Raw genomic sequence first — 16,440 nt, 5'->3', positions numbered from 1 at the left:
GTGGCTGCTTCGCTTCGCGTCCCGTTCACCGCGCTGCAGGATAGCGACCGGGAACGGCCGCATCGCATCACGTGCCGGTACGCCGCTCGCCGTCGAGCGTCCCGAAGGTCGCTGCGAACGCGAACGGCTGCTGCGCGATATCCGGGCAGCTCGACGCCCGAACCACGCCACCGCCCCGGCCAGCAAGGCTGGACTGTGGCTCAATCCGCATCAAAGTTCAGCGATACCAGCGCGGCGTATACACCCACTCACGCCCGTCGCCGATCGCGAAACGCCGCGTCGTCGACGAACCGACGATCACCATCGTGCGCATGTCCACCTGATCGCTGCGCAGCGCGCCGAGCGTCGTCGTCGCGAGCGTCGCGCCGGGCCGGCCGATGTCGCGGCCGAGCACGACGACCGTGTCGGCCGCGCGGTGCGCGCGCACCGCATCGAGCGCACGATCGAGCTGCCACGGCCGAGCACGCGAGATCGGGTTGTAGAACGCCATCACCAGATCGGCTTGCGCCGCGTGCCGCAGGCGCGTATCGATCACGTCCCACGGCTTCAGGTTGTCCGACAGCGAGATCGCGCAGAAATCGTGGCCGAGCGGCGCGCCGGCTTGCGCGGCGGTCGCGAGCGATGCCGATACGCCGGGTTCGATGCGCAGTTCGACCGCGGCCCAGCGCGGATCGCGCGCTTCGTCGAGGGCTTCGAGCACGGCCGCGGCCATCGCGAACACGCCCGGATCGCCCGACGACACGACCGCGACGCGCCGGCCCTCGGCTGCCAGTTCGAACGCATGGCGCGCACGCTGCATTTCCTCGCGATTGTCGGTGCCGTGCACGCGCTGCTCCGCGCGGAACGGGCCGGCCATCGTCACGTAGGTCGTATAGCCGAGGATGTCGGTAGCGTCCGCGAGCGCGCTGCGCGCCGCTGGCGTGAGCCATGCAGCGTCGCCGGGGCCGAGGCCGAGCACCGTCAGGCGGCCGCGTGCACGGCCGAGCGTGGCGGGGTCGACGGGCTCGGCAGCGACCGCGCACGCGAGGCCATCGGTCGCTGCGCGCAGCGTATGCGCGACGCGCAACGTGCGGGCGAGCAGGGTGGCGGCAGCGGTATTGCCAGCGCGGGCCTTATCGCCATCGCCTTCGCTATCACCATCGCCATCGACATCGGCGAAGCGCAGCGGCACATCCAGCGTCCGTGCGGCGGCTTCGACCCGTGCATCGCCGAGCAACGTCGCCGGTGCGACGAGCGCGGCAAGCGCCAGCCGCGCGAGGCCGTACGCGTCGAGCAGCGCGTCGATGCGTTCGGCAAGCGACGGCGCCGCATCGGCCCGCACGCCGCGCGTATCGACGCCGACCACCACGCTGCGCGGATGGATCACGAGTTCGTCGCGCGCGCCGCGCCACGCATCGGGCGTCACGCGGATCGCATGCGCGGCCGCGTCGTCGCGCGGCAGCGCGACGTCGTCGAGCCACGGCGCCGCGCCGTCGACGCGCGTGGCCGCGCCCGCGAGCAGGTCGGACACGAAGCGCTTGCCTTGCTGGAGATCGGCGAGCGCATAGCCGTCGGGCGGGTTGAGCACGCATGCGCCGAAGCGCAGTTCGCCGCTCGTGGTGATCGCCGGCGCGACGCCGAGGCATGCGGCGATTTCGCGCGCGATCACGTTGACGCCCGTCAGCCCGCCGAGCAGCGGCACGACGGCCGACCCGTCTTCCGCGACCGCGAGCACCGGCGGTTCGACACCCTTGTCGGCGAGTGCCGGCGCGACGCAACGGATCACGATGCCGGCCGCGCACAGCGCGACGATCGGCAAGCCGCGCGCGTAGAGTTCGCACAGGTGCGCGCCGAGTTCGTCGAACGGCACGTCGGCCTCGACGCGCGACGCGAGCCCGTGCACGGCGGCCCCCGGATAACGCGCCTGGATGCGCCGCGCGGTATCGAGCGCGCCCGCGCCGAGAATCACGATCGCGGGCGGGGTCGTCATCCTTGCCATTTTTCCCCCGGGACGACGAGCAGCGAGAAATACGGCGACGCCATCGGATCGACTTCGTCGAGCGGCACGATGCGCTGGGCCGCCATCGTCGCGCGCTCGACGTACAGCGCGCGCTTCGCGAGCCCCAGTTCGTCGAGCACGCGCCGCACCTTGTCGAAGTTGCGGCCGAGCTTCATCACGACGGCCGCGTCGGCCTGCGCGAGCCGCGCGCGCAATTCGTCCTCCGGCAGCACGCCGGACAGCACCGACAGGCTCTGGTTGCGATAGACGAGCGGCTGGCCGAGCACGGCCGTGCCGCCGAGCATCGCGCACACGCCCGGGATCACTTCAGTGTCGTAGCGCGGCGCGAGGCGATCGTGCAGGTACATGTACGACCCGTAGAAGAACGGGTCGCCTTCGCAGATCACCGCGACGTCGCGCCCGGCGTCGAGATGCGACGCGACGATCTCGGCCGCCGTGTCGTAGAAGTCGGCGATCACGGTCTCGTAGCAAAGCGGCGGCGCCAGCGCCTCGGTCGTCACCGGATAGACGAGCGGCAATTGCGTCTGCGCGTCGCGCAGGTGCGCCTCGACGATTCCGTACGCATTGCCCTTCTTGCCCTTCGCGACGAAATACGCGACCACCGGCGCGGCCTGCAGCACGCGCAGCGCCTTGATCGTCATCAGTTCAGGATCGCCGGGGCCGACGCCGACCCCGAACAGGCGTCCGCGCGGGGCCGTCATTCGGCCTCCGTCGCGAGTGCGTTGACCGCGGCGGCCGCCATCGCGCTGCCGCCGCGCCGGCCGAGCAGCGCGACGTACGGCACGCCGCGGCTGTCGGCGTCGAGGGCCGCCTTCGATTCGGCCGCGCCGATGAAGCCGACCGGAAAGCCGAGGATCAGCGCGGGGCGCGGCGCACCGGCGTCGATCATGTCGAGCAGGTGGAACAGCGCGGTCGGCGCATTGCCGATCACGACGACGCTGCCGGCCAGATGCGGGCGCCACAGTTCGAGCGCCGCGGCCGAGCGTGTGTTGCCGAGATGCCGCGCGAGGTCGGGCACTTCCGGTTCGCCGAGCGTGCAGATCACGCGATTGCCGGCCGGCAGCCGCGCGCGCGTGATGCCTTCGGCAACCATCTTCGCGTCGCACAGGATCGGCGCGCCGGCCGCGAGCGCCATACGGCCAGCCGTGCCGGCGCCGGCCGAGAAGCGCAGGTCGTAGGTGACATCGACCATCCCGCACGCGTGGATCACGCGCACCGCGAGTTTCTCGAGATCGGGCGGAACCTGCGACAGGTCGGCCTCGGCGCGGATCGTCGCGAACGACTGGCGGTAGATTTCCTGCCCGTCGCGAATGTAGTCAAGCATCGGTGGTGTCCTGGCTGTGGCGCGCGCCCCTCAGTCGGGCCGCGGCCTGGTCAATCGTCAGATGGCGCGCGAGCGGGGCGCCGAGGCCCGCGGCGGCGTCGCGCCGGTAAAGGTCGTAGCGCGCGGGGGCGACCGCGACGAGCGTATGCGTCGCGGGGCGCGGCAGCGCACAGTGGCGCTCGCAGCCGGTCAGGTGCACGTCGACCGGATGGCCGACGCGCGCGGCCAGCGCGAGCGCATCGCGTTTCGTATCGGCGCGCGACTTCGCGCAGCCCGCGCTGCCGGTGCAGGCGACCAGCGCCGCCAGCGGGTCGGATGTCGTGCACACGAGCCCGAGCGACGCGAGCGCGTCGAGCACGGCCGGCGCACGTTCGTGCCGCACGCCGTGCACGAACACGCCTTGCCACGGCGTCATCGACAGCGTGCCGTCGCCGTCGGCGTCGGCCAGTGCCGCGAGCCGTTCCAGTTGCGACGCGTCGAGCCGGCCGAGCACGAACTGCGCGCCGACGCTGCAGCGATCCGCGTCGCGCGACGGCCGTGCGCCGAAACGCAGCGCGGCATCCGCTTGCGTGCGCCGCCAGCCGGCCAGTGTCGGATCGGCTTCGAGCGGGAACGGTACGTAATGCTGCGCACGCTCGCGCAACGCGCGTGCGCCACCGGTCGCGAGCCACGCGCGCATCCGCGTGACGTCGGCCGGCGCGAGATCGAGGAACGCCAGCAGCAACGCGCGCACGAGCGCGACGGCCTGGTCCGGCGCCACGTCGAACGCGGCGGGCGGATCGCCGGGCGCGACCGGCGGACAGCCGGCCAGGCCCGCGGCGATGCGGACCGCGCCGTCGCCGCGACGCCACGCGGCGAGCCAGATGTCGTGCGGATGATCGAGCGCCGCGACCGATTCGCCGCCGTCGAGCTGGATCGAGAATTTCGGCGACAGTTCGCCGCGGCGCGGCTCGTGCGTCAGCATGTCGAGCAGCGCAAGCGCGAGTGCGCGGCTGTCGAGCAGCGCGTCGGGATCGCGCCCCGCAAGCGGGCTGAGCATCAGGTTGCGGACGTCGTCGCTTGCGGCGAGCGCGGCGCGGTCGTCAGCGGCCTCGCCCGCGTTGATGCGTGGGCCCAGGCCCGCGTCGAGCAACGCGTCGACCAGTGTATCGGCCGTGCCGTCGCGAATGCCGCGCAGCTGGAGATTCGCGCGATTGGTCGCGTCGATCGCGCCGGAGCCGCAGGCACGCGCGACGGCGGCGATCGCGCGCGCCTGCCGCGTGTCGAACCGGCCGCCCGGCAGCTTGATCCGGCACAGCCCGCCATCGGCGGCCGCGACGACGCGCACGAGCCCCGGGCAAGCCGAAGGGCGCACGACGGGCGAAGCAGGATTCGAATCGGGGGCGGATCTCAACGGGATACCGGGACAGTGTCGCGCCGCGGCCAACGCATCGGTACACCCCGCCCGACGCCGACTGGCACGCACGCACTTTCAGGCCGGCAGGTCTCCTGGCTGACAGGTCGGCGCCGGCTCCCGGCCTTCCCGGTGAAACCAGTGGCATGAGGGGGGAGATCGGCTCGCTGTCTACAGTTGCGGGGGCAGCCACAGCGGCGCGAGGCGCGCCCTGTGTTCCCTCTTCGGCCCCGAAGGGCACCGGCGAACGAACGGCCGTAGGATACCCGATTTCACCGGCGTTTCGGGCCCCCCAGGCGACCGCCGGGCGACCGTCGGGCAGGCGCCGTGGCCGACGCGAAACGCGGCCCGGCGTCGGCGGGCTCGCAGATGAAACGCGCGGTGGAACACGGTACCATGCCGACTTTCGCAATGCGGACGGCCGCACCGGCGCCTTCACGGCCGCCGTGCGGCGACTCGATGGAATCGGACGAAGGGGAAGGGTGCATGACGGCGTGGCTGACGGTAGTGGGCATCGGCGACGACGGCTACGCGGGGCTCGGGCGCGGCGCGCGGCGCGCGCTGCTCGAGGCGAAGCGGGTCGTCGGCGCGAAGCGGCACCTCGACATGCTGCCCGCGCGGCTGCCGGCCGAACGCGCCGCATGGCCGTCGCCGTTCGACCTGTCGGGCCTGCTCGCGCAGCGCGGTTCACCCGTCTGCGTGCTGGCGAGCGGCGACCCGATGCTGTTCGGCGTCGGCGCGACGCTCGCGCGCGAACTGTCCCCCGACGAATGGCGCGTGCTGCCCGCACCGTCGTCGCTGTCGCTGGCGGCCGCGCGGCTCGGCTGGGCGTTGCAGGACGTCGGCGCGGTGTCGCTCGTCGGCCGGCCGCTCGCGACGCTCGCGCGTCACCTGCTGCCGGGCCGGCGCCTGTTCGTGCTGAGCGCCGACGGCCGCACGCCGGCCACGGTCGCCGCCGAACTCGCCGCGCGCGGCTTCGGCCCGACGCGCATCAGCGTGTTCGAGCACCTCGGCGGCCCGCTCGAGCGGCGCATCGACGGGCTCGCGCAAGACTGGCACATCGACGAAACCGCCGCGCTCAATCTCGTCGCGCTCGACTGCCAGGCCGGCCCCGATGCGCCGCGCCGCGCACTCACGCCCGGCCTGCCCGACGACGCGTACCGCCACGACGGCCAGCTCACCAAGCGCGACATGCGCGCGCTGACGCTCGGACGCCTCGCGCCTGCCCCCGGCGAACTGTTGTGGGACGTCGGCGCGGGCAGCGGCTCGATCGGCATCGAGTGGATGCGCGCGCATCCGTCGTGCCAGGCGATCGCGATCGAGTCGCATGCGGAGCGGCAGCGCTTCATCGAGCACAACCGCGACGCGCTCGGCGTACCGGGCCTGCAACTCGTGGCCGGGCGCGCGCCCGATGCGCTCGCGGGGCTCGCCGCGCCCGATGCGATCTTCATCGGCGGCGGCGCGACCGTGCCCGGCGTGCTCGACGCGTGCTGGTCGGCACTGAAGCCCGGCGGACGGCTCGTCGCGAACGCGGTCACGCTGCAGGGCGAGCTGGCGCTCGCCGCGTGGCGCGACGCGCACGGCGGCACGCTCACGCGCGTATCGCTCGCGCACGCCGAGCCGCTCGGCCGCTTCGACACGTGGCGGCAGCCGTTGCCCGTCACGCTGTACGACGTGCACAAGCCCGCTTCCACGGCGACCGACCTCGCGGACCCTGCCTGATGCGCGACGAAACCCCCGAACAACCGGCACCGCTGCGCTTCGGCTACACGACCGGCAGCTGCGCGACCGCGACGTCGCTTGCCGCCGCACGCGTGCTGCTCGCGGGCCGCGCGGACGATGCGGTCGAGATCGTGCTGCCGAAGGGGCAGCGCGTGATGATGCGGCTCGCGTTCTGCCGAGCCACGGCCGACGGCGCGGAAGCCGGCACGATCAAGGATGCCGGCGACGATCCGGACGTCACGCACGGCGCGCTGATCTTCGCGCGGGTCGCGCTCGCCGCCGCGCCCGGCGTGCGTTTTCACGCGGGGCCGGGGGTCGGCACCGTCACGCGCGCGGGGCTCACGCTGCCGGTCGGCGAACCGGCGATCAATCCGGTGCCGCGCCAGATGATGACCGCGCACCTCGACGCGCTCGCGGCCGAATACGGCTACACGGGCGGCTTCGACGTGACGATCGGTGTCGAGGGCGGCGAGGCGCTCGCGCTGAAGACGATGAACCCGCGGCTGGGCATCGTCGGCGGCTTGTCGATTCTCGGCACGACCGGCATCGTGCGGCCGTTCTCGTGCTCGGCATACATCGCGTCGATCCATCAGGGCATCGACGTCGCACGCGCGAACGGGATCGCGCACATCGCCGCGTGCACCGGCAACGCGAGCGAGGATGCGATGCGCGCGCACTACGGCCTGCCCGACATGGCACTGATCGAAATGGGCGATTTCGCCGGCGCGGTGCTCAAGCACCTGCGCCGCGCGCCGGTGGCGCGCCTGTCGATGTGCGGCGGCTTCGGCAAGCTCAGCAAGCTCGCGGCCGGCCATCTCGACCTGCACAGCCGCCATTCGAGCATCGATCTGCCGCTGCTCGCGCAGTGGGCGGCCGAGGCGGGCGCGAACGACGCGCTGCAGGCCGCGATGCGCGCGGCGAACACCAGCCAGGAAGCGCTGAAGCTCGCGCTGGCCGAAGGCGTGCCGCTCGGCGACCTCGTCTGCGCGCACGCGCTGCGGGTCGCGCGCGACATCGTGCCGCCATCGGTCGCCGTCGAGATGTTCGCGATCGACCGGCAGGGCCGCTTCGTCGGGATCGCACGATGAGCGCGCGCATCCTGCTGCTCGGCGGCACCGGCGACGCGCTGAAGATCGCACGCGCACTCGGTCCGCGGCACGTCTATAGCCTCGCGGGTCTCGGCAAGGTGCCCGACGACCTGCGCTGCGACGTGCGCGTCGGCGGCTTCGGCGGGGCGGCTGGGCTCGCCGCGTATCTGCGCAGTGCCGGCATCGGCCTCGTGATCGACGCCACGCATCCGTATGCCGCGCGCATCAGTGCGAACTCGGCGGCCGCCGCGCGCGACGCGGGCGTGCCGCTGTGGGCGCTGCGCCGCGCGCCGTGGGCGCCGCAACCCGGCGACGACTGGCGAATGGTCGACGACTGGGCCGGCATCGAGGCCGCGCTCGCGCCGTTCCGGCGGCCGTTGTTCACGCTCGGCCGCGAACCGCTCGCGCATCTCGACGCGATCCCGCCGCACCAGTTCTGGCTGGTGCGCTGCCTCGATGCGCATCCCGGCAACGCGCGCGCGCAGATCGTCGCCGCGCGCGGGCCGTTCACGCTCGAAAATGAACGCGCGCTGTTCGCGCTCGCGGGCATCGACGTCGTCGTCAGCAAGAACAGCGGCGGCGCCGCGACCGAAGCCAAGCTCGACGTCGCGCGCGAACGCCGGCTGCCGGTCGTGATGCTGCGCCGGCCGCCGCTGCCCGACGCCGACCGCGCGTTCGACTCGGCCGCCGCGCTGCTCGATGCGCTCGACCCGGCCGCGCGTGCTTGATGCCACGCGACCCGGCTGACCCATGAATTGACGGAGATTTTTCGATGACGGTGTATTTCATCGGCGCGGGCCCCGGCGACCCGGAGCTGATCACGGTAAAGGGCCAGCGCCTCGTGCGCACGTGCCCGGTGATCCTGTATGCAGGGTCGCTCGTGCCGCCGGCCGTGCTTGACGGCCATCGTGCGGAACGGGTCGTCAATACCGCCGAGCTCGACCTCGACGCAATCGTCGCGCTGCTCGCCGACGCGCATGCGAAAGGGCAGGACGTCGCGCGCGTGCATTCGGGCGATCCGTCGCTGTACGGTGCGATCGGCGAACAGATCCGCCGGCTGAAAGCGCTCGGGATTCCCTATGAAATCGTGCCGGGCGTGACGGCCACGGCCGCCTGCGCGGCGACGCTCGGGGTCGAGCTGACGCTGCCCGGTGTCGCACAGACGGTGATCCTCACGCGCTTCGCGGGCAAGACGACGATGCCGGAAGGCGAAGCGCTCGGCGCGCTCGCCGCGCATCGCGCGACGCTCGCGATTCACCTCGGCGTGCGGCATCTCGCGCGGATCGTCGACGAAGTGCTGCCGCATTACGGGCCCGCGTGCCCGGTCGCGGTGATCTACCGCGCGAGCTGGCCCGACGAGGAGCGCGTGACCGGCACGCTGGCCGACATCGTCGGCAAGGTGCAGGGCACGCAGATCGAACGCACCGCGCTGATCCTGATCGGACGCGTGCTCGACGCGGAAGGGTTCGCGGATTCGACGCTGTACGCGAGCGGGGGGTGATGACGCGTGTACCGAACGCAACGCACTTCGCGTTGCGAGGCATCGCGACAATGGGTTGCCTCGCGAGCGGGGCAACCGATCGATACCCATCGTCGAGCGGCGCTCTCCGCGTGAACCGGCGCGACCGGGTGACAACGGGCAACCGCGCGAGCCGGGCCGCCGATCGATGCCCATCGTCGAACGGCACTGCATGAACCGGCAACGGGCAACCACGCGCCGGCCACGAACCGGGTCGACGCCTTCACGCACCGCGTCTGACCGGCGCTACGCACGCGCGACACGCCGCGCAAACTGCGGCGCGAAGCCGGCCGCCAGTGCGAACAGCACGATGCACAGGCATGCCATCGCGATCCATGCCGGCGTCAGATCCGCGAGATGCTGGCGCACGATGCCGGCCGCGAACGGAAACAACCCGGCGACCAGATAGCCGACGCCCTGCACGAACCCCGTCAGCGATGCCGCATCAGCCGGCGTCGCCGCATGATCGACCGTGACGATCAGCGACAGCGGGAACAGCGCGCCGATCCCCGCGCCAAGCAGCAGCGCGGCCGGCATCGCGAGCGTGTCCGGCGCGGCCAGCATCACCAGCAATCCGGCGAACAGCGACGCGATCGCCGCGTGCAGCGCGGGCCGGCGATCGGGCAGGCGGTCGATCGTCGCCGAGATCGCCAGCCCCGCGACGACTTCCGCGAGCGTCACGCCGCCGAGCAGGCTGCCGGCCGCCGTCGGCGACCAGCCAAGCCGCATGTAGTACGGCGGCAGCCATGCGAGCACGAGGGTGTAGGCACCCGTCGCGATCCCGAAGAACATCGCGAGCCGCCAGGCCCGCGGCGAGCGCGACGGCCGCGCCTGCATCGGCGGCGCGGCCGTCGGCCCGGACGCCGGTGCGTCGCCGCCACGACTGGCCAGCGGCCACGCGAGTGCCGCGACCGCGGCCGGCAGCGCCCAGCCCGCGAGCGCGACCAGCCAGCCCCAGCGGGCCGCGGCGAACGGCGCGACGACGCTCGCGAGCACCGCCCCGCCCATGATCGACGTCGAATAGACGCCCATCGCGCCGCCGATGCGCGTCGCGAAATGCGCCTTCACGAACCCCGGCAGCAGCGCCTGCACCATCGCGATCCCGATGCCCGCGCAACCTGCGCTCGCGAGCAGCAGCCACGCGTGCTGCGCGCCGAAGCGCGACGCGCACGCGAGCCCGATCAGCACGACGCCGAGCCACACGCCGCCGGCGATCCCCGTCACGCGCTGCAGCCGCCGCGCGCCGAGCGCGCCCAGGCCCATCAGCAGGATCGGGATCGTGGTCAGCAGGCTCGCCGCGCCGTCGCCGATGCCGGTCGCACGCTGGATCATGTCGAGCAGCGGACCGATCGCGGCCAGCGCGGGCCGCAGGTTCAACCCGACCAGTACGATGGCGGCCAGCCGCCAGCCGAGGGAAGTGAAGCGATTCATGATGGAGTGGCCCTCGATATCGGTGCACGACACCTCCGTCCTGCGTGCCGTGCATTTTCATGTAAAGTGTCTCGACATCAAGATAAATGCGTATTTATCTCGACGTCAAGATAACTGGTGAGCCGAGGAGGGTTAATGGATCGAGCCGCGCATGCGCTCGCGCAATGGCGCGTCGAGCGTCCGGATCTGGATGCATCGTCGATGCTCGTGATGGGACGGCTGCAGGAAGCCGCGCTCGTGATCGCGCGCGACGGTCTCAATCCGCTGTTCGCGCGCTACGGGATGCAGCCGGGCGAGTTCGACGTGCTGGCGACGCTGCGGCGCAGCGGCGCGCCGTTCGCGCTGACACCGACCGCGCTGTACGACGCGCTGATGATGTCGTCCGGCGGGATGACCGCGCGCATCGACCGGCTGCAGAAGGCCGGCTGGGTCGAGCGCCGGCCGAACCCGGCCGACGGCCGCGGCACGCTCGTCGCGCTGACCGACGCCGGCCGCGCGCTGATCGACGATGCGGTGGTCGCGCACGTCGACAATCAGCGCGCGATGCTGGCCGCGCTGTCGGAGGTGGAGCAGGCGCAACTTGCGGCGTTGCTCGAAAAGCTGCTGGCGGGATTGGGAGGAGAAGCGTCGGCGTCGGCCGAAAAGTAGCGCCGCCGCATCGTCACGTCGAACGAACGCGACGAGCGGGACATGGAAACACCGAAAGAAAACGCGCGAAAGGCAGCGCGTGAACCGCCCGCCGCGCGCTGCGGCGGGCCGGACAAACGGCGGGCCGCACCGCGTGCGCCCGCCGCGCAGCTCAGCCGCGTGCCGGGATGTTGAGCCCGCGCGCGACGGCCGGACGCGCGACGAACGCGTCGAGCGCCCGCGCGACATGCTTGAATTCGCCGAAGCCGACCAGGTCGCCCGCTTCATAGAAGCCGACAAGGTTGCGCACCCACGGGAAGATCGCGATGTCGGCGATCGTGTACGTATCGCCCATCACCCACTTTCGATTCGCGAGATGCGCGTCGAGCACGCCGAGCAGGCGCTTCGATTCGGCGACGTAGCGGTCGCGCGGACGCTTGTCCTCGTAGTCGCGGCCCGCGAACTTGTGGAAGAAGCCGACCTGCCCGAACATCGGGCCGATGCCGCCCATCTGGAACATCACCCACTGGATCGTCTCGTAGCGGCCCGCCGGATCCTTCGGGATCAGCTGGCCCGTCTTGTCCGCGAGATAGACCAGGATCGCGCCGGATTCGAACAGCGCCAGCGGCCGGCCGTCGGGGCCGTTCGGATCGATGATCGCCGGGATCTTGTTGTTCGGGTTCAGCGACAGGAATTCGGGCGACAGCTGGTCGTTCGTGTCGAAGCGCACGAGGTGCGGCTCGTACGGCAGCCCGGTTTCCTCGAGCATGATCGATACCTTGACGCCGTTCGGCGTCGGCAGCGAGTACAGCTGGAGACGGTCGGGATGCTGGGCCGGCCATTTTTTCGTGATCGGGAAGGCGGACAGATCGGGCATGGAGGTTCGTTCGTCAACGTTGAGGATCCGCGCCCCGCCAGCCTGCCGCGCGTCGCCGGCAGCCGCTGACACGGCGGCAGGAACGGGACGAACGCATCGACCGGCGGGCGGGGCGCGCCGAAGACGCCCACTGTAGCCGATCCCCGCGATCGCTGCAGACGGCGGCCGCGCGTCGTGTCCGTGCGCCGCCGCGCGCAGCGCGCCTGCCTGTTTCGGTCAGCCGCCTCAACAGACGACGCATCGACGTGTCGCGAACGGGTGCCTGTGGACATCGCGCCAGGCCCTGCGCGCTGCGGCACCCGTGCCACACCGCACCGCATCGTCAGAAGTTGTGCCGCAGCCCGACCATCGCCGCGGTCGTGCCGACCCCGGGCGCGACCGGCTGCCCGTACACGAGCATCTGGTTCATCGTGCCGCGGTTGTTCACGTGGCCGACCTGCGCATAGACCATCGACCGCTTCGACAGGCTGTAGTCGGCCGTGAGCACGACGGCCGTCGAGCGGTTTTCCGACCGGTTGCGGTCCTTCAGGTAATACACCGCCGACGTCACCTGCAACGCGGGCGTGAAGCGATAGCCGACGCCGGCCGACAGCATGTCGAGGTTCACCTTGTCCGCATGCGACGGATTCCTGCCGTTGCCGTACGACGCCGACACCGAGAAATCGCGGATCGTGTATTTCGCGCCGACATAGATGAAGCGGTTGTTGTCGACGCCGGTCGGCGCGACACCCGGCGCCGGATTCGTGTCGTGACCGTTGTAGTAGACGGCCGACGCGTTGAGCCCGTAGTTCGAATACCGCAGCACGACCGATTCGCGCGTGCCGCCCTGGAACTGCCCGGCGACGCCGCCGGGCGCGTATTCGAGCGCGATCGACGCGCCCGCGAAGGTCGGCGACTGATAGACGAGCGCATTGCTGTCGTACAGCGCGCCGATCGCGCCGTTGGTGCTCGTCCCCGGCCAGCCGGCCGCGGTGTTCAGGCCGAGCCACGCGGTCAGCACGCTGCCGAAGAACTGCGCGTTGCGCACGTCGGTGTCGGCCATCGCGTAGATCATCGGCACGATCTGGCGGCCGGCCGTGAAGGTGCCGAACGGCCCGGACACGCCGAGCGACGCAACCTGGTTGAAGATCGCGACGGCGCCCGGCGTGTCGCTCAGCTGCATCCTGCCGGTGCCGCTGTCGAACGAGCCCTGCAGCTTGAAGTTGACCTTGTAGCCGCCGCCGATGTCCTCGCTGCCCTTGATGCCCCAGAAGCTCGAATAGATGCCGCCGTCCTTCATGCGGAACACCTTGCCGGTGTTCGGCGCGTTCGGGCCGAACGACGCGGCCGACGTGCTCTGGTACAGCAGGCCCGTGTCGACCACCCCGTACAGCGTGACGGAGGATTGCGCGTGCGCGAGCGCCGCACTGCCGGCAAGCGCCGCAAGCGCGGCCAGTTTCGTCTTCATCGAAGTCTCCAGGATCGTAATGGACCGCCCGGGATCGAGCCCGGGCGGGTGCAGCGGGGGAAGCATCGAGGCAGGCGGGAGGGCGCCGGGTGCGCCGCCGGTGCGAGCCGTGCGGAAAGACTACGCAACGGCGCGCGGCCGCTCCCCCCCATGCGCGGGGGGCAGGGTTGCGGAGAATCGGCGGGGAACCCGGGCAACGCGGTTGTCATCAACGGCCGGGCAAGGCCGATCGAGGCGGATCAAGGCCAGTTAAGGTCGCTTCGGACGTGCGCAGGCGGGCAACGCGCGCGTCAAGGCGCGCTTTCGAGCAACCCGAGCACCAGCGCGCGGCGCACCGCGTGCTTGCGCGAGCTGGCGTCGAGCTTGCCGAACAGGTTCTTCAGGTGCCACTTCACGGTTTCCTCGCCGACGGCGAGCGCCACCGCGATCTCCTTGTTCGACAGGTTGCGCGCGAGCAGCTCGAGGATCGCGCGCTCCTTCGGCGTCAGCACGACGCTCGGCACCGCGCGCGGGCTGGCCGTGCTGCGCGGCGCGGGCGGCACGATGCGCGGCTGCGGCTGCGCGGGCCGGGCGGGTCCGTCGCCCGCGGCCGTCTCGTCGCCGATGCGGCGCGCCCAGTCGGCGACGGCCGGATGCGCGTCGGCGAGCGTGCGCGTGAGGCCGAACATGTCCGCGAGGTTCATCGCCTCGTCGAGCAGCGCGCGGCCGCCGTGCCCGGACTGTTCGAGCGCGAACGCGCTGAGCGCCATGATCTCGATGCGCTCGCGTCCCATGCTCATTTCGCGGGCCAGCACGGCGGCTTCGTCGAGCGCCGCGCACGCATCGTCCCAGCGGCGCGCGGCAAGCGCGGCGCCCGCGTGCGCCATCGCCTGCAGCAGCACGACGGGGCGCCGCCACAGCGGCCCGTGCGACGGAAACTCGGCCGCGGCAATCGCATCGATCCGCTCGACCAGCGCATGGCAGGTCGCCTCGCGATAGCGCGCCGCGTGAATGCGCACCTGCTCGGCGAGGCTCGCGACCGACAGGCGCGGCAGCCGGCGCGCGACGCCCATCGCGTCGAGCGCCTCGAGCAGGTCGATCGCGCGATGCTCGACGCCGCGCAGCAGCGCGATGCGCGCGGCCGTGCGGTAGCCGAGCAGCACGGTGTCGGGCGTGCCCGCGTGCTCGAGCACGTCGAGCCGGTTCGCGAGCAGCGCGGCGGCCTGGTCGACGCGATCGGCTTCGCAGGCGATCGCCGCGCACATCGCCGCGAGCATGCAGGTCAGCGGATGGCGGCGGCCGAGGTCCGCTTCCGCGCGCGCGAGCGCCGGCGACAACGCGTCGTCCGCGAGCCGGATCTGGCCTTCGCGCAGATAGCTAAGACCGGTGATCAGCTCGCCCCAGCGCGCGACGTAGCCGAACCCGGCCGCGGTCGCGCCGCGCGGCGCGGCCTGCTGGAAGCGGCGCGCCTGCGCCGGTTCGCCGACGATGATCGCGCGCGCCGACAGGCGGTTCGCGTGCATCTGCGCGAGCCAGGTCGCCGCGGGCGGCGTGAAGTCGGCCCACGGTTCGAACAGCTCGACGAAATGGTCGATTTCGTCCGCGTAGTAGGCGGCCGCACTGAGGATCAGCGCGCATTCGTAGCGCATCGCGGCCGGTGTGCCGGGGTCGGCCAGGATGCCGGCGATCTGGCGCCGCGCCTCGACATGGCGCTCGCCGAGCGCCAGCGCCCACGCGACCGCGATCCGCAGCGTCGGACGCTTGTCGAGTTCCGCATCGGGCAGCAGCGCGAGCCAGTCGAGCACGTCGTTGATGCGGCCCTGCTTGATCGCGTCCTCGAGGCAGCGCTGCGCGAGCGCGTATGCCGTCTCGAACTGGCCGGCCGCATACGCGTGGCGCGCCGCTTCCTCCGTCATCCCGTGCGCGTCGAGCCACGCGGCCGCGCGGGCGTGCAGCGCGCTGCGGTCCGCTTCGGCGCTCGTTGTCAGACGGTCGCGCAGCGTATCGCGCACGAGCGGATGCAGCCGGCACCAGTCGGAAGCGTCGGACGCGATGAACAGCGGCGTGTCGCGCGCGAGCCGTGCGAGCCGGCCGGGGGCGGCCGCGTCGTCGAGCAGCGCGGCGCACAGCGACGGATGCAGGCGGTCGGCGACGCTCGTGCGGGTCAGGAACGCGGTGTCGTCGGCCGACAAATTCGCGAGCAGCAGTTCGACGAGCCGGTCGCGCGTGCCGTCCATGCGCGCGGCGAGCGCATCGACGGCCTGGCGCGGATCGGCCGAGCGCGCCATCGCGGCCATCGCGAGCTGCAGCCCGAGCGGCCAGCCGTCGACGCGCTCGAACAGCCGCGCGCACGCGTCGGCGTCGACCCGCTGCGCAAAGCGCGCGCCGACCAGCGCGATCGTCTCGTCGAGCGTGAAGCGCAGCCAGTCGGGGCCCGCGAGCGTGCATTGCCCGCCGGCGAGCAGGTCGCCGGCCGCGTGATCGAGCCCGCGCCGGGCCGCGACGACCACCCGCAGGTTCTGCGGCGCGTTGTGCAGCACGTAGGTCAGCGCGTCGAGGCCGGCGGCGGGCAGCCGCTCCGCATCGTCGACGATCAGCAGCGCGTCGATCGACAGTTGCGCGACCTCGGCCAGCCACGCGGTCAGCCCCTCCAGCGCGCGGGCCGCGCCGTCCGGAATCAGGCGCCCGAACGCGGGCCGCGCGCAACCGGTGCGCACCGCCTGCACGAGCCCCTGCAGCAGGCGCGGCGCGTCGTCGCGCTCGTCGGCGGACAGCCACACGACCGCGCGGCCGAGCGCGAGCGATTCGCGCCGCCATTGCGCGAGCAGCGAGGTCTTGCCGTAGCCGGCCGGCGCCTGCACGAGCGTGACGGGCCGGGCGTCGAACGCCGCCGCGGCGAGGCTCAGCCGCGCGCGCGCGAGCAACTGCGCCGGTACGCGCGGCGCGGTCGTCTTCAGCACGAGTTCGGTCGGGGGCGCGTCGGCGCGATCGGGTGGGTGGGCCATCGGGGCAGCAGTCGGAATCCGGCGCTGCC

Annotated in this window: 13 protein-coding genes and 1 riboswitch; of the genes, 5 read left to right on the top strand and 8 right to left on the bottom strand. The window is 72.1% G+C overall.

The annotated features are described in order from the left end of the window. Positions 1-217: 217 nt before the first annotated feature. From cobJ to cobG, 4 genes are read right to left on the bottom strand one after another with little or no spacing between them, the layout of a single operon-like run. On the bottom strand, positions 218-1,969 hold the full coding sequence (gene cobJ / locus U4Z31_RS08920) for a precorrin-3B C(17)-methyltransferase (protein ID WP_321810007.1): 1,752 nt from the start codon (positions 1,967-1,969) through the stop codon (positions 218-220). Then, positions 1,966-2,700 (bottom strand): precorrin-2 C(20)-methyltransferase, encoded by a 735-nt coding sequence (locus U4Z31_RS08915; protein WP_044843548.1) that lies wholly within the window; start codon positions 2,698-2,700, stop codon positions 1,966-1,968. Before U4Z31_RS08915 ends, cobJ begins: the two co-directional genes overlap by 4 nt. Further along, entirely contained in the window at positions 2,697-3,323 is a 627-nt protein-coding gene (locus tag U4Z31_RS08910; RefSeq protein WP_044843547.1) for a precorrin-8X methylmutase, read from the bottom strand. Before U4Z31_RS08910 ends, U4Z31_RS08915 begins: the two co-directional genes overlap by 4 nt. After that, on the bottom strand, positions 3,316-4,677 hold the full coding sequence (gene cobG / locus U4Z31_RS08905) for a precorrin-3B synthase (RefSeq protein ID WP_321810137.1): 1,362 nt from the start codon (positions 4,675-4,677) through the stop codon (positions 3,316-3,318). Before cobG ends, U4Z31_RS08910 begins: the two co-directional genes overlap by 8 nt. A 106-nt stretch (positions 4,678-4,783) precedes the next feature. Then, a riboswitch (cobalamin riboswitch) is annotated at positions 4,784-4,976 on the bottom strand. A 226-nt stretch (positions 4,977-5,202) separates the two neighbouring features. Between cobG and U4Z31_RS08900 the strand changes: the two genes are divergently transcribed. From U4Z31_RS08900 to cobM, 4 genes are read left to right on the top strand one after another with little or no spacing between them, the layout of a single operon-like run. Next, on the top strand, positions 5,203-6,438 hold the full coding sequence (locus U4Z31_RS08900; protein WP_044843625.1) for a bifunctional cobalt-precorrin-7 (C(5))-methyltransferase/cobalt-precorrin-6B (C(15))-methyltransferase: 1,236 nt from the start codon (positions 5,203-5,205) through the stop codon (positions 6,436-6,438). After that, entirely contained in the window at positions 6,438-7,526 is a 1,089-nt protein-coding gene (locus U4Z31_RS08895; RefSeq protein ID WP_321810006.1) for a cobalt-precorrin-5B (C(1))-methyltransferase, read from the top strand. Before U4Z31_RS08900 ends, U4Z31_RS08895 begins: the two co-directional genes overlap by 1 nt. Further along, positions 7,523-8,254, top strand: a complete 732-nt coding sequence (locus U4Z31_RS08890) for a cobalt-precorrin-6A reductase (protein ID WP_321810005.1) — start codon at positions 7,523-7,525, stop codon at positions 8,252-8,254. The genes U4Z31_RS08895 and U4Z31_RS08890 overlap by 4 nt, the downstream gene beginning before the upstream one ends. 44 nt (positions 8,255-8,298) lie before the next feature. Beyond that, a complete protein-coding gene (gene cobM / locus U4Z31_RS08885; protein ID WP_124485487.1) occupies positions 8,299-9,027 on the top strand; it encodes a precorrin-4 C(11)-methyltransferase in 729 nt (242 codons plus the stop codon). 264 nt (positions 9,028-9,291) lie between these two features. Here cobM and U4Z31_RS08880 read toward each other — a convergent pair whose 3' ends face one another. After that, on the bottom strand, positions 9,292-10,476 hold the full coding sequence (locus U4Z31_RS08880) for an MFS transporter (protein WP_321810004.1): 1,185 nt from the start codon (positions 10,474-10,476) through the stop codon (positions 9,292-9,294). Between the two features lie 135 nt (positions 10,477-10,611). Between U4Z31_RS08880 and U4Z31_RS08875 the strand changes: the two genes are divergently transcribed. After that, positions 10,612-11,124, top strand: coding sequence for a MarR family transcriptional regulator (locus U4Z31_RS08875; protein ID WP_321810003.1), 513 nt, complete (start codon positions 10,612-10,614; stop codon positions 11,122-11,124). A 151-nt stretch (positions 11,125-11,275) separates the two neighbouring features. Here the strand turns inward: U4Z31_RS08875 and U4Z31_RS08870 are convergent, their stop codons facing one another. The 3 genes from U4Z31_RS08870 to U4Z31_RS08860 form a co-directional block, all read right to left on the bottom strand. Then, positions 11,276-11,980: a glutathione S-transferase N-terminal domain-containing protein gene (locus U4Z31_RS08870; protein ID WP_321810002.1), complete on the bottom strand. Its 705-nt coding sequence runs from the start codon at positions 11,978-11,980 to the stop codon at positions 11,276-11,278. Positions 11,981-12,302: 322 nt separating this feature from the next. Continuing rightward, positions 12,303-13,427: a porin gene (locus tag U4Z31_RS08865; protein WP_044843540.1), complete on the bottom strand. Its 1,125-nt coding sequence runs from the start codon at positions 13,425-13,427 to the stop codon at positions 12,303-12,305. 290 nt (positions 13,428-13,717) lie between these two features. Further along, positions 13,718-16,411 carry a LuxR C-terminal-related transcriptional regulator gene (locus tag U4Z31_RS08860; RefSeq protein WP_321810001.1) on the bottom strand — a complete coding sequence of 898 codons (2,694 nt, stop codon included), beginning with the start codon at positions 16,409-16,411 and terminating at the stop codon, positions 13,718-13,720. Positions 16,412-16,440: the final 29 nt, after the last annotated feature.

The organism is Burkholderia sp. BCC1985, from assembly GCF_905339915.1.
Taxonomy (GTDB): Bacteria; Pseudomonadota; Gammaproteobacteria; order Burkholderiales; family Burkholderiaceae; genus Burkholderia.
Note: the sequence above shows the minus strand (reverse complement) of the source record. Positions and strands in the feature narration are given on the sequence as shown.

What these genes read in the sequence shown, in the direction of transcription:
- U4Z31_RS08895 (WP_321810006.1), top strand. Translation starts at nt 6,438, where the DNA reads ATGCGCGACGAAACCCCCGAACAACCGGCACCGCTGCGCTTCGGCTAC.
- U4Z31_RS08870 (WP_321810002.1), bottom strand. Translation starts at nt 11,980, where the DNA reads ATGCCCGATCTGTCCGCCTTCCCGATCACGAAAAAATGGCCGGCCCAG.
- cobM (WP_124485487.1), top strand. Translation starts at nt 8,299, where the DNA reads ATGACGGTGTATTTCATCGGCGCGGGCCCCGGCGACCCGGAGCTGATC.
- U4Z31_RS08865 (WP_044843540.1), bottom strand. Translation starts at nt 13,427, where the DNA reads ATGAAGACGAAACTGGCCGCGCTTGCGGCGCTTGCCGGCAGTGCGGCG.
- U4Z31_RS08915 (WP_044843548.1), bottom strand. Translation starts at nt 2,700, where the DNA reads ATGACGGCCCCGCGCGGACGCCTGTTCGGGGTCGGCGTCGGCCCCGGC.
- U4Z31_RS08875 (WP_321810003.1), top strand. Translation starts at nt 10,612, where the DNA reads ATGGATCGAGCCGCGCATGCGCTCGCGCAATGGCGCGTCGAGCGTCCG.
- U4Z31_RS08910 (WP_044843547.1), bottom strand. Translation starts at nt 3,323, where the DNA reads ATGCTTGACTACATTCGCGACGGGCAGGAAATCTACCGCCAGTCGTTC.
- U4Z31_RS08900 (WP_044843625.1), top strand. Translation starts at nt 5,203, where the DNA reads ATGACGGCGTGGCTGACGGTAGTGGGCATCGGCGACGACGGCTACGCG.
- U4Z31_RS08890 (WP_321810005.1), top strand. Translation starts at nt 7,523, where the DNA reads ATGAGCGCGCGCATCCTGCTGCTCGGCGGCACCGGCGACGCGCTGAAG.
- U4Z31_RS08880 (WP_321810004.1), bottom strand. Translation starts at nt 10,476, where the DNA reads ATGAATCGCTTCACTTCCCTCGGCTGGCGGCTGGCCGCCATCGTACTG.
- U4Z31_RS08860 (WP_321810001.1), bottom strand. Translation starts at nt 16,411, where the DNA reads ATGGCCCACCCACCCGATCGCGCCGACGCGCCCCCGACCGAACTCGTG.
- cobJ (WP_321810007.1), bottom strand. Translation starts at nt 1,969, where the DNA reads ATGACGACCCCGCCCGCGATCGTGATTCTCGGCGCGGGCGCGCTCGAT.